The sequence below is a fragment of the Pedococcus sp. P2_E5 genome, assembly GCF_056403895.1.
In genome coordinates this window covers 1-21,952 of sequence record NZ_JBFUEP010000060.1, presented here as the reverse complement: position 1 = coordinate 21,952, position 21,952 = coordinate 1, and the positions used below count along the sequence as shown (strand labels likewise).

The following is a 21,952-nucleotide window of genomic DNA, read 5'->3' as shown; positions in this document are numbered from 1 at the left end:
GGCCTGGACGGTCGCCGCGAGCGCAGCATCGGGGGCGATGTGGGTCACGACGATGAGGTTGGCGCGGGTCTCGGCGGCCTCCCCGTCGGGACCGTCTTGGTCTGCGGCGATGATGTGCTGGCGAACCGTCTCGATGGACACACCGTGCTCGGCGAACGACGTCGCCACCTGGGCGAGGACGCCCGGGCGGTCGGCCACGTCGAGGCTGATGTGGTACCTCGTGAGGGCCTGACCCATCTCGAGCACGGGCAGGTCGGCGTAGGCCGACTCCCCAGGGCCGCGGCCGCCGCCGACCCGGTGCCGGGCCACGGCGACGACGTCACCCAGGACGGCGCTGGCGGTGGGGTCACCCCCGGCCCCCTTGCCGTAGAACATCAGCTGCCCGGCGGCGTCGGCCTCGACGAACACAGCGTTGAAGGCGTCGCGGACCCCGCCGAGGGGGTGCGACCGAGGGATCATGGCCGGGTGCACCCGGACGCTGACGCCCGGTGCGAGCGTGCCGTCAGCGCCAATGACCTCGGTGCGCTCGCAGATCGCGAGAAGCTTGACGACACAGTCCATTTCGCGTGCCGCCTGGATGTCCGCGGCGGACACCTCGGTGATCCCCTCGCGGTAGACCTGGTCGCTGGAGACGCGCGTGTGGAAGGCGAGCGAGGCGAGGATGGCGGCCTTGGCGGCGGCGTCGAAGCCCTCGACGTCGGCGGTGGGGTCGGCCTCGGCATAGCCGAGCGCCTGCGCCTGCCCGACGGCCTCGGCAAAGCCCATGCCGGTCGAGTCCATCTTGTCGAGGACGTAGTTGGTGGTGCCGTTGACGATGCCGAGCACCTTGCGGACGTCGTCTCCGGCGAGCGACTCGCGGATCGGCCGCAGGATCGGGATGGCCCCGGCAACCGCCGCCTCGTAGTAGAGGTCGACGCCGTGCTCGGCCGCCGCGGCATACAGGGCGGGACCCGCCTCGGCCAGCAGCGCCTTGTTGGCCGACACCACGGAGGCGCCGTGCTTCATGGCGAGCTCGATGAGCGTCCTGGCCGGCTCGATGCCGCCGATCACCTCGATGACGATGTCGGCCCGGGTGATGATCGACTCTGCGTCCGTCGTGAACAGGGCGGGATCGACGGGCAGGTCCGAGCGGTCCTTGCCGGCCCGGCGCACGGCGATGCCGATCAGCTCGAGGGGCCGCCCCACGCGGGCCGCGAGGTCGTCGGAGTGCTGGGTGAGCATCCGGGCCACGGACGAGCCGACGACGCCGCACCCGAGCAGCGCCACCCTCAGCGGCCGCTCCGTGGTTGCCTGCTCGCTGTCACTCACGCTGACTTCCCTCACTGCGTGCTCCTTGTGCCCTGGTGGGCTTTCTCCCGGTCGGGCCCATCGTGACGGGTGACCACTTCGTGGACACCCATCGTTCCGCCATCCGGACATTGTCCGACCGAGGACACGACGCACCGTCGAATTTGCGGATTCTTGGCGGTTTCGACGGCGAGTCCTGTCCTCAGTGGGTCGTGGGGCGGGTCAGCCGACGTCCAGCGCCAGCAGATCCTCCACCGTCTCGCGGCGGACGAGGACCCGGGCGCGACCGTCGCGGACGGCGACCACCGGTGGGCGCGGCGTGTGGTTGTACTGGCTCGCCATCGAGCGGCAGTAGGCGCCCGTACCGGGGACCGCGATCAGGTCGCCCGCGGTGATGTCGTCAGGCAGGTACTCGTCCATGACGACGATGTCGCCGCTCTCGCAGTGCTTGCCGACCACGCGCGCGAGCCGCGGCGGGGCTTCCGACCGGCGGCTCGCCAGGGTGCAGGAGTAGTCGGCGTCGTAGAGCGCGGTCCGGATGTTGTCGCTCATCCCGCCGTCGACCGAGACGTAGGTGCGGGCCAGGCCTTCAGCGACATCGACGTCCTTGACGGTGCCGACCTCGTAGAGGGTGAACGTGCTCGGCCCCACGATGGCGCGTCCGGGCTCGATCGAGATCCTCGGTGTCGGGGTGTCGGGGCTGCCGTCGCCGACCGCCTTGAGCTCGCGCCGGACCAGGTCGGCCATCTGCTCGCCCAGCTCGCCGGGTGAGAGCGGAGTGTGCTCGGTCGTGTAGGCGATGCCGTAGCCGCCACCCAGGTCCAGCTCGGGCATGTGGATGCCGTGCAGCCGCGCCACCTCGGCGTGGAGCCCGATCAGGCGACGGGCCGAGACCTCGAAGCCCGCGGTGTCGAAGATCTGGCTGCCGATGTGGGAGTGCAGTCCCAGGAGCTCGAGCCGGTCGCCGTGCGCGAGGATGCGGCTGACCGCCTCGGCGGCCTTGCCACCGGCCAGGGAGAAGCCGAACTTCTGGTCCTCGTGGGCGGTGGCGATGAACTCGTGCGTGTGGGCCTCGACGCCGACCGTGACGCGCACCATGACGGGCGCACGGACACCGAGCTCGGCGGCGACCTCGGCGATGCGGTCGATCTCCTCGAACGAGTCGACGACGATCCGGCCCACGCCGTAGTCGAGGGCCTGCCGGATCTCGGGCACGGACTTGTTGTTGCCGTGCAACCCGATCCGCTCCGATGGGAAGCCCGCCCGCTGCGCCACGGCCAGCTCACCGCCCGAGCAGACGTCGAGGCACAGGCCCTCGTCGGCCACCCAACGCGCCACCTCGGTGCACAGGAACGCCTTGCCGGCGTAGAACACGTCGACCCCGCCGAGCTCGGCGAACGGCGCCGCGAAGTCGTCGCGGAAGGCCCGCGCGCGGGCGCGGAAGTCCTCCTCGTCGACGACGTATGCCGCGGTGCCGAACTCGCGCGCGATGCTCACCACGTCGAGTCCCCCGACGGTCAGGCGTCCTTGCTCATCCCGACCGATCGTCTGCGGCCACAGCTGGGGCACCAGCTCCATGACGTCGGTGGGCCAGGGCAACCAGTGCGGTGGTCCGCCGTACCCCTCGGCGTGGAGGGCTCCGGCCTCGTGAGCGCGCATGGGCTACATCCTGTCGGGGGCGGAGACCCCCAGGAGGTCCAGTCCGTTGGCCAAGACCTGGCGGGTGGCGTCGTTGAGCCACAGCCGGGTGCGGTGTAGGTCGGTGATCTCCTCGTCCGCGGTCATCGGCCGCACGCGGCAGGTGTCGTACCACTTGTGGAAGTGGCCGGCGAGGTCCTCGAGGTAGCGGGCGACACGGTGCGGCTCACGCAGGTGGGCTGCATGGGCCACCACGCGCGGGAAGTCGCCGAGGATCGCCAGCAGCGACGCCTCGGTCGGGTCGGTCAGCAGCGAGGGGTCGAAACCGTCCTGCCGCAACACACCGTCCTCGTTGGCGAGCCGCGCGACGTTGGAGGTCCTGGCGTGGGCGTACTGGACGTAGAACACGGGGTTGTCGTTGGTCTGCTTGCGCAGCTCCTCCCCCTCGAGCGACAGCGGGCTGTCCGCGGGGTACCGGGCGAGGGAGTAGCGGATCGAGTCGGTGCCGATCCAGTTGATGAGGTCACGCAGCTCGATGATGTTGCCGGCCCGCTTGGACAGCTTGGCGCCGCCGAGGTTGACCAGCTGGCCGATCTGGACCTCGATGTTGTGCTCTTTGTCGTCCCCCGCGCAGGCCGCGATCGCCTTCAGCCGGTTGATGTAGCCGTGGTGGTCGGCGCCGAGCAGGTAGATCTTCTCGTCGAAGCCGCGGTCCTTCTTGCTCAGGTAGTAGGCGGCGTCCGCGGCGAAGTAGGTCGGCTCGCCGTTGGCCCGCACCAGCACACGGTCCTTGTCGTCGCCGAAGTCCGTGGTGCGCAGCCAGATGGCACCGTCCTGGTCGAAGACGTGGCCTTGCTCGCGCAGGCGGTCCACTGCCCGCTCCACCGCACCCGAGTCGTGCAGCTCGGCCTCGGAGAACCACACGTCGAACGTGACCCCGAAGTCGGTCAGCGTGTCCTTGATGTCCTGCAGCTGGGCGGGGTACGCCACAGTCCTGGTCGCCGCCAGGGCATCGTCATAGGGCAGGTCGAGCAGGTCCGGGCGGGCGGCGAGCACCTGCGCCGCGAGGTCGTCGACGTAGGCACCGGGGTACCCACCCTCAGGGGTCGGCTCCCCCTTGGCGCGCGCGAGCACCGACGCGGCGAACTTGTCCATCTGCGCGCCCGCGTCGTTGATGTAGTACTCGGCCTTGACGTCCGCCCCGGAGGCCAGCAGCAGCCGGTGCATCGAGTCACCCAGTGCGGCCCAGCGGGTGTGGCCGAGGTGCAGCGGCCCCGTGGGGTTCGCCGAGATGTACTCGAGGTTGATGACGTGACCAGCCTCGGAGTCGTTGCGGCCGTAAGCCTGACCGGCCTCGACGATGGACCGGGCGAGCTCACCGGCCGACGAGGCGTCGAGCGTGATGTTGAGGAAGCCGGGGCCCGCGATGTCGACGGCCTTCACCCCGGAGACCTGGCCGAGACGCTCGGCGAGCGGCGTGGCCACGTCTCGCGGCGGCATACCCGCGCCCTTGGCGAGCTGGAGCGCGATGTTGGTGGACCAGTCCCCGTGGTCGCGGTTCCGCGGTCGCTCCACGCGGACCTCCGCGGGCACGTCCACGCGGATGTCGCCGGCGGCGACGGCTTCGACCAGGGCGGTGCGGATGGCTGCGGAGAGCTCTTCGGGAGTCACCCGGGCAAGTCTAGGGCGCGGGTTGGTGTGCCCTGCCCTCGGCCATGAAGCCCCCGACGAGCTTGATGAGGTAGTCCGGGTCGAACGGTTTGGAGACGAACGCGTCGAGCCCAGACCCCTGCGCCTGGACCCGGTCGTGCTGCTGGACCGAGGCCGTCACCATGATCACGGGGACGTCTGCCAGCCGTGGGTCGGCGCGGATCTGGGAGATCGCCCACCAGCCGTCGCGAGGACTCATCTGGGCATCGAGGGTGATGACTCCGGGCACATCGGTCCGCGCGCGCAGCGCGTCCACCAGCTCCCCACCGTCAGCTGCCTCGCGGACGTCGTAGCCCTCGAGCTCGAGGTTGACCCTGATCAGACGCCTGATCTGCTCGGTGTCGTCGCAGACGTACACCAGTCCCCCTGGTTCCATGGTGGACACCCTAGGCTGCTAACCTCGGCTCGCGCCTCCCTAGCGGGGCGCACGTGTCCGCCCCCGTAGCTCAGGGGATAGAGCACCGCCCTCCGGAGGCGGTGGCGCAGGTTCGAATCCTGCCGGGGGCACCACACGAAGGTGGCCCAGCGCGTCCCAGCGCTGGGCCACCTCTTCGTTGCGTTCCCCAGCCACAGGGGACGGGTATGCCGCCGCCGCACGATCAGGTCAGCGCACGTCCCAGCCGTGCCCCGCTCACCCGGCTCGTCAGGTCTCGCAGCCGATCGTCCGGCGGTGGAAGTCGGCGCGCCTCAGCGCTGGGAGGCGTCGGTGACCTCGCCGACCAGCTCCTCGATGACGTCCTCGAGGAAGACCACGCCGATGTCACGGCCTTCGGGGTCCACCACACGCGCGAGGTGCGCGCCGGTGCGCTGCATCGTGCGCAGCACCTCCTCGACCTCGTCGGCGGCCTGCACCGTCGCGAGCTTGCGGACCCGCTTCACCGGGACGGCGATGTCGCGTTCGGTGTCGTCGGCGTAGAGCACGTCCTTGAGGTGGAGGTAGCCGGTGAGCTCCCCCGACCGGTTCAGCAGGGGGTAGCGCGAGAAGCCCCGTTTCGCGACGAGTCGTTCGACGTCGTCGGGGGTTGCCGTCAGAGGCAGTGTCACCAGGTCGGACAGCGCCACCGCGACATCCACCGCGTCCTTGTCGCTGAACTCCAGGGCCGCGCCGACCAGCCCGTGCTGGCCCTCCTCGATCAGTCCTTCGTGCCTGCTCTCGGCCAGGATGTGCTCGACCTCCTCGACCGTGAACGCCGACGTGATCTCGTCCTTGGGCTCCACCCCGAACAGTCGCACCAGCGACTTCGCGATGGCCTCCATGACCCAGATGATCGGGCGCAGGGCCTTCGTGATGAACAGCAGGACCGGCACCAGGATGAGCGCCGAGCGCTCGGGTCCGGCGAGCGCGAGGTTCTTCGGGATCATCTCGCCGACGACGACGTGCAGGTAGACCACGATCAGGAGGGCGAGCGCGAGGGCCACACCGTCGGTGACGCCGTCAGGCAGACCCAGGTGGTGGACGACAGGTTCGAGGGCATGGTGCAGGGCGGACTCCGAGATGGCGCCCAGGAGCACCGAGCAGACCGTGATCCCGAGCTGCGCGCAGGCCAGCAGCGAGCCCATCTGCTCGAGGGCGTCCAGGCAGACCTGGGCCCTGCGTGATCCGGAGGCCGCGAGCGGTTCGAGGGTGGAGCGTCGCGCGGACATCGCGGCGAACTCGGCGCCCACGAAGAAGGCGTTCAGCAGGAGCAGCAGGATGGTGACCCAGACGGCGCCGGCGCTCACTGCGCCACCTCGCCCTGGCCGCCGGACCGTTCGTCGTCGGCGGCGGTACTGTCCTCGCCGGCCCCGGTACTGCCCCCGGCATCCCCCTCGGTGGTCGTCAGCGGGACGAACCGCAGCCGGTCGGCCCGCATGCCGTCCATCGCGAGGACCGTGATCTCCCAGCCGGGGATCCTCACGGTGTCACCGACGGTGGGGATCCGGCCGAGGTCGGCCATGACGAAACCACCGGTCGTCTCATAGGCAGGTCCGTCCGGAACCACCGCTCCCAGACGTTCGCGCACCTCGTCGGGTCGCCACAGCCCGGGCACCGTCCACGACCCGTCGGTGAACTCGCGCCCGGTCGTGCGGAAGACGTCGTGCTCGTCGGACACCTCGCCGACGATCTCCTCGACGACGTCCTCCAACGTCACGATGCCGGCCGTCCCGCCGTACTCGTCGACGACGATCGCCAGCTGGAGGCCGTGCTCGCGCAGCATCAGCAGCAACGGGTCGAGCCTGATCGTCTCGGGCACGAGCAGCGGCGGCACCATCAGCGCCGACACGGGCACGTCGTCGCGCCGCTCGTGCGGCACGGCGATCGCGCGCTTGACGTGCACGACGCCGTCGATGTCGTCCCAGTCCTCGCCGGTGACGGGGAAACGCGAGTGGCCCGTGCGCCGGGCCAGCCGCACGACGTCCTCGGCGGTGGCGGTGCGTTCGATCGACGACGCCCTCGCCCGCGGGCTCATCACGTCGGCAGCCGTCTGCTCGCCGAAGTCCAGCGACTTGGTGACCAGCCGTGCCGTGCCCGCGTCGAGTGTCCCGGCCTGGGCGGACCGGCGCACCAGCGACGCGAGCTCCTGCGGCGTGCGAGCACCCGACAGCTCCTCGCGAGGGGTGATGCCCAGGGCGCGCAGGAACAGGTTGGCCGAGCCGTTGAGCACGTAGATCAGTGGGCGGGCCACCAGCGCGAACCCACGCACCGGCATCGCGACGACCTTCGCCGTGGCCAGTGGCGCGGAGATGCCGAGGAACTGCGGGAGCAGCTCACCGAACACCATCGAGAACAGCGTGGCGATGACCAGCGCGATCCCGGCCGCCACCGACTCGAGCGTGGAACCGCTCAGCCCCAGGGCCTTCAGCGGCGTCTCGAGCAGCACACCAAGGGACGGAGTCGCGAGGAACCCGAGGATCAGCGTGGTCAGGGTGATGCCGACCTGTGCCGCCGAGAGCTGGGTCGAGAGCCGGCGCAGTGAGCCGAGGACGACCTCGGCGCGCACGTCCCCCGCGTCCACCGCCTTCTGCACCGTCGGCCGGTCGAGGGCCACCAGCGAGAACTCCGTGGCCACGAAGATGGCTGTGCCGATCGTCAAACCCACGCCGGTCAGGACCAGCAACCATTCGGTCATAGTGCGGACATCCTAAGGTCCGCGTCGCCTCCCAGCCGACTCGCCGACCACGGTGAGGTATGCCGCGTGGCCGCTCCGCGGCATACCTCACCGTGGTGGCGGGGCGGGGCAGCGGTGACGCGAAACCGACAAGGCGCGGCCCGGCTCGACAACCCGGTTGACCCTCCCCCCACGTCAGTTGGCAGGATGAGCGCATGCCACTCAACCCGGGGGAACGATGACCACAGACACAGCGACCAGGCCGAGCGAGGGCACCCGCATCGAGGTGCGCGACCTGACCAAGCGGTTCGGCACCTTCACCGCCGTCGACAACCTGTCCTTCACCGTCGAGCCCGGCCGCATCACCGGCTTCCTCGGGCCCAACGGCGCCGGCAAGACCACCACGCTGCGCATGCTGCTCGGCCTCATCAAGCCGTCGAGCGGCGCGGCGACGATCGGCGGTCTCGCCTACCACGACATCACGCAGCCGATGGCAGTCGTCGGCTCGGCGCTGGAGGCCACCAACTTCCACCCGGGTCGCACCGGACGCGACCACCTGCGGGTGCTGGCCGACACCGCGGGGGTGGGAGCGCAGAAGGTCGACGAGATGCTCGAGCTCGTCGGCATCCCTGCCGCGGCACGCAAGCGGGCCGGCGGCTACTCCATGGGCATGCGCCAGCGGCTCGGCCTCGCGGCCGCGATGCTCGGTGACCCCCAGGTGCTCATCCTCGACGAGCCGGCCAACGGCCTGGACCCCGAGGGCATCCGGTGGTTGCGCGGGTTCCTGCGCCACCTGTCCGCCCAGGGCAAGACGGTGCTCATCTCCAGCCACATGCTGCAGGAGGTCGAGCAGACGGTCGACGACGTCGTCATCATCAACAACGGCAAGCTGGTCAAGCAGGGCGCGATGTCCGACCTGCACGGCGAGGCCCACGCGATCGTGCGCACCACCGACCTCGACGCGCTCGCGGGAGCGCTGCGGGTCGCCGACGTGACCAGCGAGGTCAAGGACGGCGCCCTGCTCGCCGAGACCCACGACCTGCGCCTCATCGGCGACGTGGCCTTGCGCGCCGGGCTCCCCGTCTACGAGCTCCGCCAGGCCACGACCGACCTCGAGGCGCTGTTCTTCGAGCTGACCGAGGGCACCAACCGCAACCTCGGCGACGGCGTCTCCGCCAGCCCCGGACAGGGTGCACCGACCGTTCAGGATGCCGTCACCGGACAGGAAGGGGCGAACGGATGACCGCCGCGATCCGCGCCGAGTTCCGCAAGTTCTTCACCACCCGGATGTGGTGGGGAATGGCCATTGCCATGTTCCTCGCCGGAGCCGGCCTCGCCGTGCTGTTCGGCTTCCTGTTCACCCAGGCTCCCGACCCCAGCGTCCCGGCCGGTCAGGGGCCGCCCACCGGCACACCCGAGCAGATCGCCAACAGCGTCTACACCAGCGGCTTGAGCATCGGCTACCTGCTCACCCTGACGATCGGCGTCCTGCAGATCGGCAGCGAGTACCGCCACAAGACGATCACCAGCACGTTCCTCGGCACGCCAAAGCGGGCCAGGGTCATGGCCGCCAAGGTGATGGCGCTGCTCGGCATCGGCGCCATCTACGGCCTCATCTCGTTGGCCGGGTCGATCATCGCCGGCGCCATCGTGCTCAACGCCCGCGGATTCGCGCCGTTCCCGACGGGTGAGGTCTTCCGGACGCTGGCCCTGAGCCTGCTGGTCCTGGGGCTGTGGGCGCTCATCGGACTGGGTGCCGGCATCCTCATCCCCAACCAGGTCGCCGCGTTGCTGATCTCGATCGGGGTCGCGTGGATCGTCGAGCCGCTGGCCGGCTTCGGGCTGAGCTTCTGGGACTGGGGTCGCGACCACATCGTCCAGTACCTACCGTCCGCAGCCACCCAGGCCATGGTCAATGGCGTGACCCAGGGTGGGGAGAACGCCGTCAAACCGCTCGCATGGTGGGCCGGTGCCCTCGTCCTGGCTGCCTACGCGGCTGTGCTGGCGGGCTTCGGCTCGTGGCGGACGGTGCGCAGCGACATCAGCTAGACAACGCCGAGGTATGCCGCGGGGCCGGTTCCCACCACGGGAGCCGGCCCCGCGGCATACCCGCAACCGGTCGCTGGGTGGCCAGAAGTCCACGACACCAGGCGACCTCTGGCCACTGATCCCCCGTGCGAGCGCCCATTCGCGCCCAAGACCCGCCTTGGGTGGCCAGAAGTGCACGACACCAGGCGACCTCTGGCCACTGATCCCCCATGCGAGCGCCCCTCGCCCCCAAGACCCGCCTTGGGTGGCCAGAAGTGGCTGCCAGAAGGCGGGGAGCCGGCCCCGCGGCATACCCGCAACCGGTCGCTGGGCGGCCGATCGGACGCGTTGTGAGGAGCGTCTCGGAAACTCTTCCCCGCCTCCGCACGGCGAGGCGGGCGGGGATAGGCTGGGAGGACGTATTTGCCCCGTCATTGTCGACGCTACGAAAGAGGCGTATCCGCCGTGCCCGACCAGTCCCCGACCAACGACCCCATGTCGGCCTTCGGGCCGAACGAGTGGCTCGTGGACGAGCTGTATGAGCAGTACAAGAACGACAAGAACTCCGTCGACAAGGTGTGGTGGTCCCTCTTCGAGGACTACCAGCCCGGTGGCGGGTACCAGCCCGGTGGCGAGGACGCGGCGAACGGGTCCGGGTCCAACGGGGCCCCGACCGCGGCGCAGGCCGCTCCCTCCGCTCCGGCAGCCGTGGCCCCCGCCGCTCCCGCTCCCGCTCCTGCGGCACCCGCTCCCGCTGCCCCGGCTCCCGCTGCCCCCGCTGCCGCCGCCCCGGCTCCCGCCGCTAAGGACGCGCAGCAGCCCGAGGCCCCTGCCGCGAAGGAGGCGCCCAAGGAGGCGCCCAAGCCGCGCGAGCCCGAGGCCCCCAAGCAGACGGTGCCGGTCAACCAGGACCAGGTGAAGCCGCTGCGAGGTGCGAGTGCCCGCACGGTGACCAACATGGAGGCGTCGCTGACGGTCCCCACCGCCACCAGCGTGCGTGCGGTGCCCGCCAAGCTGCTCATCGACAACCGGGTCGTCATCAACAACCACCTGCAGCGCTCGCGTGGCGGCAAGGTCTCCTTCACCCACCTCATCGGCTACGCCCTCGTCAAGGCCCTGGGCCACATGCCCGAGATGAACAACGGGTTCACCGAGGAGAACGGCAAGCCCGCGCTCGTCGTCCCCGGCCACGTCAACCTCGGCCTCGCCATCGACATGGCCAAGCCGGACGGCACCCGCCAGCTCCTGGTCCCCTCCATCAAGTCCGCCGAGTCGATGGACTTCGCCCACTTCTGGACCGCCTACGAGGACGTCGTCCGCAAGGCCCGCAGCGGCAAGCTCACGGTCGAGGACTTCCAGGGCACCACGTTGACCCTGACCAACCCCGGCACCATCGGCACCGTCCACTCGGTCCCGCGACTGATGGCCGGGCAGGGCGCGATCATCGGTGTCGGTGCGCTCGAGTACCCCGCCGAGTGGCAGGGCGCGAGCCAGGAGACGCTCAACCGCAACGCCGTCTCCAAGATCCTCACGGTCACCAGCACCTATGACCACCGCATCATCCAGGGCGCGCAGTCCGGCGACTTCCTGCGCATCGTGCACCAGCTGCTGCTCGGCGAGAACGGCTTCTACGACGAGATCTTCGAGAGCCTGCGGCTGCCCTACGAGCCGGTCCGCTGGGTCCAGGACATCTCGACGCACCACGACGACGACGTCAACAAGACCGCTCGCGTGCAGGAGCTCATCCACGCCTACCGGGTGCGCGGCCACCTCATGGCCGACACGGACCCGCTGGAGTACCGCCAGCGCCGCCACCCCGACCTCGACGTCACGTCGCACGGGCTGACCCTGTGGGACCTCGAGCGCGACTTCGCCACCGGTGGCTTCGGCGGTGCGCCGATGCTGCGGCTGCGCAAGATCCTCGGCATCCTGCGGGACTCCTACTGCCGCACCATCGGCACCGAGTACATGCACATCCAGGACCCCGAGCAGCGCCGCTGGCTGCAGGACAAGATCGAGGTCGGCTACGCCAAGCCGGGACCCGACGAGCAGCTGCGCATCCTGCGCCGACTCAACGCCGCCGAGGCGTTCGAGACGTTCCTGCAGACCAAGTTCGTGGGCCAGAAGCGGTTCAGCCTCGAGGGCGGTGAGTCGGTCATCGCGCTGCTCGACCGCATCCTGTGCCGCGCCGCCGCGGACGCCATGGACGAGGTCTGCATCGGTATGCCGCACCGCGGGCGCCTCAACGTGCTCGCCAACATCGCGGGCAAGTCCTACGGCCAGATCTTCCGCGAGTTCGAGGGCAAGCAGGACCCCAAGTCCGTGCAGGGCTCCGGCGACGTGAAGTACCACCTGGGCACGGAGGGCGAGTTCGTCGCCGAGGACGGCAACAAGACCAAGGTCTACCTCGCCGCCAACCCCTCCCACCTCGAGGCGGTCAACCCGGTCCTCGAGGGCATCACCCGCGCCAAGCAGGACCGGCTCGACCTCGCCGGTGAGGACTTCACGGTGCTGCCGCTGCTCCTGCACGGTGACGCGGCGTTCGCCGGGCAGGGTGTCGTCGCCGAGACGCTCAACCTGTCCCAGCTGCGCGGCTACCGCACCGGCGGCACCATCCACGTCGTCATCAACAACCAGGTCGGCTTCACGACGTCGCCGAGCGCGTCCCGGTCGAGCACGTACTCGACGGACGTCGCCCGGATGATCCAGGCGCCGATCTTCCACGTGAACGGCGACGACCCCGAGGCCTGCGTCCGGGTGGCCGAGCTCGCCTACGAGTTCCGGCAGGAGTTCAACAAGGACGTCGTCATCGACATGGTGTGCTACCGCCGCCGCGGTCACAACGAGGGCGACGACCCCTCGATGACCCAGCCGCTGATGTACAACCTCATCGAGGCCAAGCGCTCGGTCCGCAAGCTCTACACCGAGGCCCTCATCGGCCGTGGCGACATCGGGCAGGAGGAGGCCGAAGCCGCCCTGCGCGACTACCAGCAGCAGCTCGAGCGGGTGTTCGTCGAGACCAAGGCCGCCCTCAAGGAGGCCGGCACTGCCGACGCCAGCGATGCCACGCTCGCCGGCACCGACGCCGAGGGCCACTCCGGCCTGGAGCCCCCGACCGCGCAGGCCGCCGACCAGGCCACCCGCTCGGCCGACCAGACCGCCATCCCGGCCGACCAGCTCCAGCACATCGGCGACGCCTTCGTGAACCCACCCCAGGGCTTCACCGTGCACCCCAAGCTGCTCCAGGCCATGGAGAAGCGCGCGCTGTCGACCCGCGACGGTGGCATCGACTGGGCGACCGGTGAGCTGATGGCCTTCGGGTCGCTGCTCATGGAGGGCACCCCGGTGCGACTCGCAGGCCAGGACAGCCGGCGCGGCACCTTCGTCCAGCGCCACGCCGTCCTCATCGACAAGCACACCGCCGAGGAGTGGACCCCGCTGCTCTACCTCGGCGAGGGACAGGCCAGGTTCTGGGTCTACGACTCCCTGCTGTCCGAGTTCGCGGCGATGGGTTTCGAGTACGGCTACTCCGTCGAGCGCCCCGACGCCCTCGTCCTCTGGGAGGCGCAGTTCGGCGACTTCCTCAACGGCGCCCAGACGATCATCGACGAGTTCATCTCGTCGTCGGAGCAGAAGTGGGGCCAGCGCTCGTCCGTCGTGCTGCTCCTCCCCCACGGCTACGAGGGTCAGGGACCCGACCACTCCTCCGCCCGCATCGAGCGCTTCCTGCAGATGTGCGCCGAGGACAACATGACGGTGGCCTACCCCTCGACGCCCGCGAGCTACTTCCACCTGCTGCGCCGGCAGGCCTACGCCCGCCCGCGTCGGCCCCTCATCGTCTTCACCCCGAAGTCGATGCTGCGGCTCAAGGCGGCGAGCAGCATGCCGGCCGACTTCACCGAGGGCACCTTCCGTCCGGTGCTGGCCGACCGCGCGTCCTTCGACACCGCCGGCGTCACGCGGGTCCTGCTCGCGAGCGGCAAGGTCGTCTACGACCTCGAGGCCGCCCGCGACAAGGCCGGTGACACCTCCACCGCCATCGTGCGGGTCGAGCAGCTGGCTCCGTTGCCGGCCAAGGAGATCGCCGCCGAGCTCGCGAAGTACCCCGCCGCCGACGTCGTCTGGGTCCAGGACGAGCCCAACAACCAGGGCGCCTGGCCGTTCATGGCGCTCAACCTGCCGCAGGCCCTTGCCGGACTCGGCGAGACCCGCCTGCTGCGGGTGGTCTCGCGCAAGGCGTCGGCCTCACCGGCCACCGGCTCGAGCAAGCGGCACGCCGAGCAGCAGGCCGAGCTCATCACGGCGGCCTTCGCCCGCTGACCCAAACAGCACGGTATGCCGCGTGGCTGGCTCAGCCACGCGGCATACCCCCGATAACCTTGCAGTCGTGTACTTCACGGATCGCGGCATCGAGGAGCTGGTCGCTCGCCGAGGGGAAGAAGAGGTCTCCTTCGAGTGGCTGGCCGACCAGCTGCGGACCTTCGTGGACCTGAATCCCGATTTCGAGACCCCCGTCGAGCGCCTGGCCACCTGGCTGGCCCGGCTCGACGACGACGAGGACTGACGCGTGAGCGACCCCACCTTCACCCCGAGCGCCGAGTTCCAGGTTGCCTCCGACGGTCCCCGGGACGTGGGCCTCGTCTTCGTCGGCGACTCGCTCGTCGTCGGAGTCGGCGACCCCAAGGGGCAGGGCTGGGTCTCCCGCGTGGCCGGGCGGACGCACCACCCCGACCTCGAGCTCACGGCATACAACCTCGGCGTGCGTGGCGACACCACGGCTGACGTCCTCGCCCGCTGGAAGGCGGAGTGTGCGCCCCGCTGGGCGGGACGCGCCGAGAAGCGCCTGGTCATCTCCGTCGGCGGAAACGACGCCGCCAGCGGCGTGACGCTGGCACGGCACCGCCTCAACCTCGCCAACATCCTCGACGACGCGGCCAGCGCAGGCATCGGGACGTTCGTGGCGAGCCCGACGCCCACTGACGACGCCGAGATCAACGCCAAGCTCGACGTGCTCGTCGAGGCGCAGGCCGACGTCTGCGCGCGCCGCGGGGTGCCGTTCGTCGACTGCTTCCGTCCCCTGCTCGGTCACGAGCAGTGGCAGAGCGACCTGGCGGCCAGCCGGATTGCCCACCACCCGGGGCAGGCGGGGTACGGTCTCATCGCCTGGCTGGTCCTGCACAACGGCTGGTACGACTGGCTGCAGATCTCGCCGAGCTGACCACCACCCGATACGCGACCGTCGACCGAGGGGGCCCTCGATGGGTACGTCCGCAGAGCTCATCACCAGCATCCGATCCGCTGCCAGTGCAACGCCCTACGCCGTGCGTGAGACACCGGAGGGCTTCGACCTGACGATCGACGTCGCCGACGCCCAGTGGCTGGCGATCTTCAGGGCGCACGGAGTCAGGAAGGTCTTCACCCACAAGGTCAGGCTCAAGGAGTCGGACCACTCGATGACCATCTTCGACGTCAGCAACACGTTCTCGTGGAGCGGCGGCGGGTCCTCGCCGCGTCTCACCGCCGAGGCATCCACCCAGCGCGGGAGGGTCTACGAGAAGTCGATGCGCAAGGAGTTCGGCGTCGACCTGCGCACCGGCGAGCTCGGCAAGGTGGTCGACTACTCGTTCGACGCCGGCGACGGTCGCAACCTGATCAGGGACGTCGCGTCTGCCGAGGGGTGGACCGAGAAGATGGGTGCCACCCAGAAGGGCGGGATCATCGTCGCCGCCGCCACGCTGGCCGTCCTGGCCGTCGCGGGCGTGGTGTGGTTGGTCGTCTCGGTCCTCTAGCGGGGCGGGCTAGAGGTGCTGGTCCGCGAGGGCGCGCAGGGCGGTCAGGGTGTCGGTCGCGCTGCTGTCCCCGGCCAACCAGGGGTTGATGACCGCCCGCATCTCGGCGTCGAGGTCGGTCTCCGTGGCCTTTCGGCGGCCGCTGACGTGGGGGGCCGGTCGCAGGGCCTGGGGATTGCCGGTCCACCTCGAGTCGATGACGTCCTCGGGTGACGAGGGAAACTCTTCCATCCCCCCTTACTACGCCTCCGGCGGCCAGATCCCTAATCGACTTCAGGCGCCTCTCAGGAAGACGACCCATCGGGGTCGACGGTGAAGACGACCTTGCCGAACACGTCCCCGGCCGCCATCTTGGCGAAGCCCTCCCGCGCCCGGTCCAGCGGCAGGGTGGTGTCGATGACCGGCTCGATCCGCTGCTGCACCACGAACTGCGTGAGCCGTTCGAGCTCGGTGCGGGTTCCCATGGTCGACCCGACCACGCGCAGCTGCTTGAAGAAGATCTTGGTCAGCTCTGCCTTGCTCGGGGCATCGCCGGACGTGGCGCCGGAGATGACGATCGTCCCGCCCGGCTTGAGCGAGTTGACCGAGTGCGACCAGGTGGCGGCCCCGACGGTCTCCATGACCGCGTCGACCCGGTCGGGGAGCCGCTCGCCGTTCGCGAAGGCGCGATCCGCACCGATCCCCACCGCGAGCCGGCCCTTCTCCTCGTCGCGGCTGGTGACCCACATCCGGTAGCCCGCCGCCGCACCGAGCTGGACGAGGGCGGTGGACACCCCGCCGCCGGCGCCCTGGACGAGCACCGTCGCACCGGGCGTGAGCCCCGCGTTCGTGAAGAGCATCCGGTATGCCGTGAGCCAGGCCGTCGACAGGCACGCGGCGTGCGTCCACGGCAGGTCTGCGGGCTTCGCGACGAGGTTGGTCGTAGGGACGGCGACCTTCTGCGCGAGGGTCCCGTCGTGCAGCTCGGACAGGAGCGTGCGGCGCGGGTCGAGGGTCTCGTCGCCTCGCCACCCGTCGCTGGGCACGACCGCGTGGATGATGACCTCGTTGCCCTCCTCGTCGATCCCTGCACCGTCACACCCGAGGATCATCGGGAGGCGGTCCGCGGACAGCCCGACACCCCGCAGGGACCAGACGTCGTGGTGGTTGAGCCCAGCGGTCTTGAGGGTGACGGTTGTCCACCCCTCGCGCGGCTGCGGATCGGGTCGCTCGCCGACCTCGAGGCCGGACAGCGGGTCGTCGGCGGACTGGCGGGCAGCGTAGACAGCGAGCATGGCCCGACCCTAGCGAGAGTCCCATGGCACGAACGGCCGAGGGGTGACGAGAACGGAGCAGCGAGGTCCGAGGCAGCCCCATACTGACGACGTGCCCGAGTCCACGCTGTCCATGACCGAGGGTGTGCTGCTCGCGCACGCCCTCGTGGCACGCCTGGCCGACCAGGTGGGTGCCCGGGTGCTGTTCATCAAGGGTCCGAGCGCAGTGGCCGTCGGCGCCCGCCCGGACCGGCCGTCCACGGATGTCGACGTCCTCGTGGACCCTGCATCCTTCGACGAGGTGTGCCAAGCGTTGGAGAGCAACTGGACCAGACGGTTCGCGCCGCTGCCCGTGGTTCGAACAGCAGACCTTTCCTTCGACCACTCCGCCCACTTCATCCGGGCGGACTGGCCCAGCGACCTCGACATCCACTTCAACTTCCCGGGCTTCCTGGCCGACCCCAGGGTGGTGTTCGAGGCATTGTGGGCACACCGCACGACCATCTCGATCGCTGGTCGGGACGTGAGCACTCCCGACCTGCTGGGTCAGTTCCTGGTGGTGGCGCTGCACGCGCTGCGCGACCCCTACAAGCCCAACTCTCGAGCCGACCTGCGCCACCTGGAGCGCCGGTGCGCCGTACTCAGCAGCACCCAGCGGGTCAGCCTCCTGGAGCTGGCCCGACAGACGGGCAGCCTTGAGACTGCCGCCCGCGTCTTGCCCAGGACCGCCGGCGGACCGAGCGCCGACCGCAATGCGCATCCCGGTCGACTTGCGGCGTGGCGGGTGCGCCAGGATTTCGGTGCCGTGCCGGGCGCCCTGTGGCTGGTCGAACTACGCCGCACCCCGTGGCGGCACAGGCCTCGCGCGTTCTGGCGCGCCGTCGTTCCGGCGAGTCAGGTCTTGGTCAGCCCGCACCTCGCGGACACCACCAGCGGCACCGAGATCGCAGTGCTGCACGTCAGGAGGTGGATTCGTGGGCTCCGGGCGCTCCCCCGGGCCGCACGAATCGTGCGCCGCCGACTGCCGTCAGACTGAGTCCGGTGTGACGTCCTGCACGACGACATCCTGGAGGGACTTGGCAAGACTCTCCTGCCAGTGGGGCAATGGCGCGATGCGCGCCATCCGCCACGCATCGTGGCCCAGGACGCTGTATGCCGGACGCGGCGCCGGGAGCGGGAACGCGTCGCTCGTCGTGGGCCGCACTCTTGCCGGGTCCAGCCCCAGGCCGCGGAAGATCTCCTGGGTGAAGCCGTACTTGCTCGTCTTGCCCTGACTGGTGGCGTGCCACACACCGAAGGGAGCCGACCCGTCGACGAGCCGCAGGATCGCCTGCGCCACGTCGATGGTCCAGGTCGGCTGGCCGGTCTGGTCGTCGACGACGTCGAGGGTGTCGTGCCGGTCGGCCAGCCGCGCCATGGTCTTGACGAAGTTCGGCCCACCCGCGCCGTACAGCCAGGCCGTCCGGACGATCCACGCCTGCGGGCACCGCGCCTGCACGGCCCACTCGCCGGCGGCCTTGGTCCGCCCATAGGCCGAGAGCGGCGCCAGAGGTGCGTCCTCGGCATACGGCTCCGTCGCGTCGCCGGAGAAGACGTAGTCGGTCGAGAGGTGGACGAGACGTGCGCCAACAGTCCTGCACGCGTCGGCGACATTCGCCGCGCCAACCGCGTTGACCGAAAACGCTTGGCCTTCATGGCTTTCCGCAGCATCGACCGCTGTGTATGCCGCGCAGTTCACCACGACGTCATGGCCGCGCACCGCATCGCGGACGGCGTCCGCGTGGGTGATGTCCAGGTCAGCGATGGTGAGAGCGCTCACGTCGTCCTCCGGGACACCGGCGAGCGCCAGAGTCACCTGCAGGTCGAGGCCGAGCATGCCGTTCGCCCCCGTCAACAGCCAGCGCGTCATCAGCGGCCCAGCCGCTCGTACCGCGTCTCGGCGACCACCTTCGCGGTGCGCCACCAGTCCTGGTTGTCCTCGTACCACGCGATGGTGTCCGCGAGCCCCGACCTGACGTCCGGATGGGCCGGGCGCCAGTCTGTCTCGGCCCGCAGCTTGGTGGCGTCGATCGCGTACCGCAGGTCGTGGCCAGGACGGTCGGGGACGTGGTCGAACCAGTCGGCAGGCTTGCCCATGAGGTCGAGGATGAGTGCCACGACGTCCCGGTTGTTCATCTCGCCGTCGGCGCCGATGAGGTACGTCTCCCCCGGCCTGCCCTGCTCGACGATGGTGATGACGGCGTCGTTGTGGTCGTCGACGTGGATCCAGTCGCGGACATTGGCACCGGCCCCGTAGAGCTTGGGCCGCACCCCGTCGATGATCCCGGTGATCTGCCGGGGGATGAACTTCTCGGGGTGCTGGCGCGGCCCGTAGTTGTTGGAGCAGTTCGACAGCGTCGCCTTGAGCCCGAAGGAGCGGATCCAGGCTCGGACCAGCAGGTCGGCACTGGCTTTCGACGCCGAGTAGGGGCTCGACGGGTTGAGCGGCGTGGTCTCGGTGAACTTGGCAGGGTCGTCGAGCTCGAGGTCGCCGTAGACCTCGTCGGTCGAGATGTGGTGAATGCGCTTGTCGTGACGGCGGACCGCCTGGATGAGCTGGTAGGTGCCGATGACGTTGGTGTCGATGAAGGGCCACGGGTCGTCCAGCGAGTTGTCGTTGTGCGAGTCGGCGGCGAAGTGGATGACGAGGTCGTGGGCGGCCACCAGCTCGTCCACCAGGTCGGCGTCGGTCACCGAGCCCTTCACGACGTCGACCTCGCCCGCCACGGGGTCGAGCGAGGTGAGGTTCGCGGCATACGTCATCGAGTCCAGGACGGTGAGCCGCCAGTCAGGGCGGACCTGGCGGGCCCGGATGACGAAGTTCGAGCCGATGAACCCGGCGGCGCCGGTGACGAGGACCTTCATGGCGCCGAGGCTATCGCGCAGGCACCTCCCCGCTGACAGTGCTCATCGCACTAGGGTCGTGCCCCATGAAGGGGATCATCCTGGCTGGCGGGTCCGGCACGCGACTGCACCCGATCACCCTCGGCATCAGCAAGCAGCTCATGCCGGTCTATGACAAGCCGATGATCTACTACCCGCTGTCGACGCTGATGATGGCCGGCATCCGCGAGGTCCTGGTCATCACGACCCCGGACGACCAGGGACAGTTCCGGCGACTGCTCGGGGACGGATCTAAGTGGGGCATCGACCTGTCCTATGCGGCCCAACCGAGCCCGGACGGCCTGGCCCAGGCCTTCATCATCGGGGCCGACTTCATCGGGGAAGACTCAGTCGCCCTGGTGCTCGGCGACAACATCTTCTACGGCACCGGCCTGGGGACCGCCCTCCGGTCGAAGACCTCGGTGACCGGCGGCCACATCTTCGCCTACCACGTCACGGAGCCCTCGGCCTACGGCGTCGTGGAGTTCGCCGACGACGGCCGAGTGCTGTCGATCGAGGAGAAGCCCGAGCAGCCCAAGTCGTCCTACGCCGTGCCCGGGCTGTACTTCTACGACAACGACGTCGTCGAGATCGCGCGGAACCTCGAGCCCAGTCCCCGTGGCGAGCTCGAGATCACCGGGATCAACGATGCGTACCTCCAGCGCGGCACCCTCTCGGTCACAGTGCTCCCGCGTGGGACCGCGTGGTTCGACACGGGCACGTTCGAGGGTCTGATGGACTCGGCGCACTTCGTCCACGTCGTCGAGGCCCGGCAGGGTCACAAGATCGGCTGCGTCGAGGAGGTCGCCTGGCGCAATGGCTGGCTCAGTGACGACGAGTTCGCCGTCCAGGCCGCAGCGCTCGAGAAGAGCGGCTACGGCACCTACCTGTCCGGGCTGCTCAAGGAGAAGCGGGGCCTGCGCTGATGGAGATCCGATCGCTCAAGGTCGCCGACGCGTTCGAGATCACGCCACGCCAGTTCGCCGACGACCGTGGCGTCTTCCTCGAGTCCTACCGCGGGGACCGGCTGGCGGACGCCATCGGACACCGTCCCGAGATCGTGCAGACCAATGTGTCGGTCTCCTCGCGTGGCACCGTCCGCGGCATCCACTTCGCGGACGTACCGCCGTCGCAGGCGAAGTACATCACCGCACTGAGCGGCTCCCTGGTCGACTACATCGTCGACATCCGGGTCGGGTCGCCCACGTTCGGCGAGTGGGACTCCGTGCTGCTCGACACGGTCGACCGTCGCGCGGTCTACCTGCCGGAGGGGATGGGACACGCGTTTGCCGCGCTCGAGGACAACACCACGGCCATGTACCTCGTCACCGCCCCGTACACGCCGAGCCGTGAGCACGGCATCCACCCGCTGGACCCCGAAGTGGGGCTCGCGCTGCCGTATGGCATGACGACCCCCCTGCTCTCCGCCAAGGACCAGCTGGCTCCCTCGCTGGCCGACGCGAGGGAGCAGGGACTGCTTCCGACGTATGCCGCGTGCCGCGAGTTCTACGCCAGTCTCGCCTGACCTGGTGGGCGGGAGTACTGCAGAGAGGCACCTGCTCGCCCCGCACGAAAACGCTGACTTCTGGTCTGTTTGTCTGCAGTTGCCGCAGGTCACACGCCCGATGTGCGCCGATTCGTCTCGCCACGCATGTAAACTTCACGCTGTTTGCGGCCAACGGGGAAGGGGAGCTGCGTGCTCACAGCGCGAGCGAGGCGTCGCGATCGGCTCAGCCGGTGGCTGTGGGCGGGCATCGACTCTGCCGCCTGGGTCGTGGCTACCTTCCTGGCCGTGTGGCTGCGCTACGACCTCACCCTCGAGAACGTCCTGACAGCGCCGATCCTGTGGTTCACGGTCGCCGCGGTGCTCGGCCAAGTGGTCTTCGGAGCCTTCTTCGGCCCCTACGCCGTCGGCCACGACCGCGGGTCGTTCGAGGAGACCTACGACATCGGCCGAACGGTGTTGCTGACAACCCTGGTGCTGATGACCATTGTCTTCGCCCTCCACCTCGGGCCGATTCCCCGCAGCGTTCCATTCACCGCGCCGGCCTTTGCCGTGCTGGGGATGTTTGCCGCACGCTTCATCATCCGCTCGATCCGCACCCGCCAGGCTGCCGAACACGACGGCGACGACCAACGGGCCATCATCTTCGGCGCTGGGGAAGCGGGCCGACGCCTCACCCGCAGCCTGATCCGCGATGCGGGCAGTGGCTACGCGCCAGTTGCACTCCTCGAC

The 21,952-nt window shown here is 69.6% G+C and carries 20 protein-coding genes and 1 tRNA gene; 11 read left to right on the top strand and 10 right to left on the bottom strand.

Features of this window, described 5'->3' with window-relative positions; all coding sequences use genetic code 11:
* The 4 genes from AC1DVZ_RS17590 to AC1DVZ_RS17575 form a co-directional block, all read right to left on the bottom strand.
* Positions 1-1,323 (bottom strand): homoserine dehydrogenase (locus AC1DVZ_RS17590; protein ID WP_477619488.1); only part of this gene is annotated, 1,323 nt, incomplete at its 3' end.
* Positions 1,324-1,509: 186 nt separating this feature from the next.
* On the bottom strand, positions 1,510-2,946 hold the full coding sequence (gene lysA / locus AC1DVZ_RS17585; RefSeq protein ID WP_477619487.1) for a diaminopimelate decarboxylase: 1,437 nt from the start codon (positions 2,944-2,946) through the stop codon (positions 1,510-1,512).
* A 3-nt stretch (positions 2,947-2,949) separates the two neighbouring features.
* A complete protein-coding gene (argS, locus tag AC1DVZ_RS17580) occupies positions 2,950-4,596 on the bottom strand; it encodes an arginine--tRNA ligase (RefSeq protein WP_477619486.1) in 1,647 nt (548 codons plus the stop codon).
* Positions 4,597-4,606: 10 nt separating this feature from the next.
* On the bottom strand, positions 4,607-5,011 hold the full coding sequence (locus AC1DVZ_RS17575) for a response regulator (protein ID WP_477619485.1): 405 nt from the start codon (positions 5,009-5,011) through the stop codon (positions 4,607-4,609).
* A gap of 59 nt (positions 5,012-5,070) precedes the next feature.
* Between AC1DVZ_RS17575 and AC1DVZ_RS17570 the strand changes: the two genes are divergently transcribed.
* A tRNA-Arg gene (locus AC1DVZ_RS17570) sits at positions 5,071-5,145 on the top strand.
* A gap of 177 nt (positions 5,146-5,322) precedes the next feature.
* Here the strand turns inward: AC1DVZ_RS17570 and AC1DVZ_RS17565 are convergent.
* Both AC1DVZ_RS17565 and AC1DVZ_RS17560 read right to left on the bottom strand, forming a co-directional pair.
* Positions 5,323-6,357 carry a hemolysin family protein gene (locus AC1DVZ_RS17565; RefSeq protein WP_477619484.1) on the bottom strand — a complete coding sequence of 345 codons (1,035 nt, stop codon included), beginning with the start codon at positions 6,355-6,357 and terminating at the stop codon, positions 5,323-5,325.
* The gene (locus AC1DVZ_RS17560) at positions 6,354-7,745 is read right to left on the bottom strand and encodes a hemolysin family protein (protein ID WP_477619483.1); all 1,392 of its coding nucleotides are present in this window, start codon (positions 7,743-7,745) and stop codon (positions 6,354-6,356) included. The genes AC1DVZ_RS17565 and AC1DVZ_RS17560 overlap by 4 nt, the downstream gene beginning before the upstream one ends.
* A gap of 217 nt (positions 7,746-7,962) precedes the next feature.
* Between AC1DVZ_RS17560 and AC1DVZ_RS17555 the strand changes: the two genes are divergently transcribed.
* From AC1DVZ_RS17555 to AC1DVZ_RS17530, 6 genes are all read left to right on the top strand, one after another.
* The gene (locus AC1DVZ_RS17555; protein WP_477619482.1) at positions 7,963-8,967 is read left to right on the top strand and encodes an ABC transporter ATP-binding protein; all 1,005 of its coding nucleotides are present in this window, start codon (positions 7,963-7,965) and stop codon (positions 8,965-8,967) included.
* Positions 8,964-9,773, top strand: coding sequence for an ABC transporter permease (locus AC1DVZ_RS17550; protein WP_477619481.1), 810 nt, complete (start codon positions 8,964-8,966; stop codon positions 9,771-9,773). Before AC1DVZ_RS17555 ends, AC1DVZ_RS17550 begins: the two co-directional genes overlap by 4 nt.
* Before the next feature lie 444 nt (positions 9,774-10,217).
* Positions 10,218-14,072 carry a multifunctional oxoglutarate decarboxylase/oxoglutarate dehydrogenase thiamine pyrophosphate-binding subunit/dihydrolipoyllysine-residue succinyltransferase subunit gene (locus AC1DVZ_RS17545; RefSeq protein WP_477619480.1) on the top strand — a complete coding sequence of 1,285 codons (3,855 nt, stop codon included), beginning with the start codon at positions 10,218-10,220 and terminating at the stop codon, positions 14,070-14,072.
* Positions 14,073-14,139: 67 nt separating this feature from the next.
* A complete protein-coding gene (locus AC1DVZ_RS17540; protein ID WP_140741227.1) occupies positions 14,140-14,316 on the top strand; it encodes a DUF6104 family protein in 177 nt (58 codons plus the stop codon).
* 3 nt (positions 14,317-14,319) lie between these two features.
* Positions 14,320-14,970 carry a GDSL-type esterase/lipase family protein gene (locus AC1DVZ_RS17535; RefSeq protein ID WP_477619479.1) on the top strand — a complete coding sequence of 217 codons (651 nt, stop codon included), beginning with the start codon at positions 14,320-14,322 and terminating at the stop codon, positions 14,968-14,970.
* A 40-nt stretch (positions 14,971-15,010) separates the two neighbouring features.
* On the top strand, positions 15,011-15,541 hold the full coding sequence (locus AC1DVZ_RS17530) for a hypothetical protein (RefSeq protein ID WP_477619478.1): 531 nt from the start codon (positions 15,011-15,013) through the stop codon (positions 15,539-15,541).
* A 9-nt stretch (positions 15,542-15,550) separates the two neighbouring features.
* Here AC1DVZ_RS17530 and AC1DVZ_RS17525 read toward each other — a convergent pair whose 3' ends face one another.
* The gene (locus tag AC1DVZ_RS17525; protein ID WP_477619477.1) at positions 15,551-15,772 is read right to left on the bottom strand and encodes a hypothetical protein; all 222 of its coding nucleotides are present in this window, start codon (positions 15,770-15,772) and stop codon (positions 15,551-15,553) included.
* A gap of 53 nt (positions 15,773-15,825) precedes the next feature.
* Positions 15,826-16,815 carry a zinc-binding dehydrogenase gene (locus AC1DVZ_RS17520; protein ID WP_477619476.1) on the bottom strand — a complete coding sequence of 330 codons (990 nt, stop codon included), beginning with the start codon at positions 16,813-16,815 and terminating at the stop codon, positions 15,826-15,828.
* Positions 16,816-16,906: 91 nt separating this feature from the next.
* On the opposite strand from AC1DVZ_RS17520, the gene AC1DVZ_RS17515 reads away from it, so the two are divergent.
* Positions 16,907-17,830, top strand: a complete 924-nt coding sequence (locus tag AC1DVZ_RS17515) for a nucleotidyltransferase family protein (protein ID WP_477619475.1) — start codon at positions 16,907-16,909, stop codon at positions 17,828-17,830.
* Here the strand turns inward: AC1DVZ_RS17515 and rfbD are convergent.
* Both rfbD and rfbB read right to left on the bottom strand, forming a co-directional pair.
* Positions 17,822-18,703 (bottom strand): dTDP-4-dehydrorhamnose reductase, encoded by an 882-nt coding sequence (rfbD, locus tag AC1DVZ_RS17510; RefSeq protein ID WP_477619474.1) that lies wholly within the window; start codon positions 18,701-18,703, stop codon positions 17,822-17,824. The two genes, AC1DVZ_RS17515 and rfbD, sit on opposite strands and share 9 nt — an antisense overlap.
* The gene (gene rfbB, locus AC1DVZ_RS17505; RefSeq protein ID WP_477619473.1) at positions 18,703-19,698 is read right to left on the bottom strand and encodes a dTDP-glucose 4,6-dehydratase; all 996 of its coding nucleotides are present in this window, start codon (positions 19,696-19,698) and stop codon (positions 18,703-18,705) included. Before rfbB ends, rfbD begins: the two co-directional genes overlap by 1 nt.
* 65 nt (positions 19,699-19,763) lie before the next feature.
* Between rfbB and rfbA the strand changes: the two genes are divergently transcribed.
* From rfbA to AC1DVZ_RS17490, 3 genes are all read left to right on the top strand, one after another.
* A complete protein-coding gene (gene rfbA / locus AC1DVZ_RS17500; protein ID WP_477619472.1) occupies positions 19,764-20,642 on the top strand; it encodes a glucose-1-phosphate thymidylyltransferase RfbA in 879 nt (292 codons plus the stop codon).
* A complete protein-coding gene (locus AC1DVZ_RS17495) occupies positions 20,642-21,241 on the top strand; it encodes a dTDP-4-dehydrorhamnose 3,5-epimerase family protein (RefSeq protein ID WP_477619471.1) in 600 nt (199 codons plus the stop codon). Before rfbA ends, AC1DVZ_RS17495 begins: the two co-directional genes overlap by 1 nt.
* A gap of 171 nt (positions 21,242-21,412) precedes the next feature.
* Positions 21,413-21,952: nucleoside-diphosphate sugar epimerase/dehydratase (locus AC1DVZ_RS17490; protein ID WP_477619470.1), on the top strand; the 540-nt coding region annotated here is incomplete at its 3' end.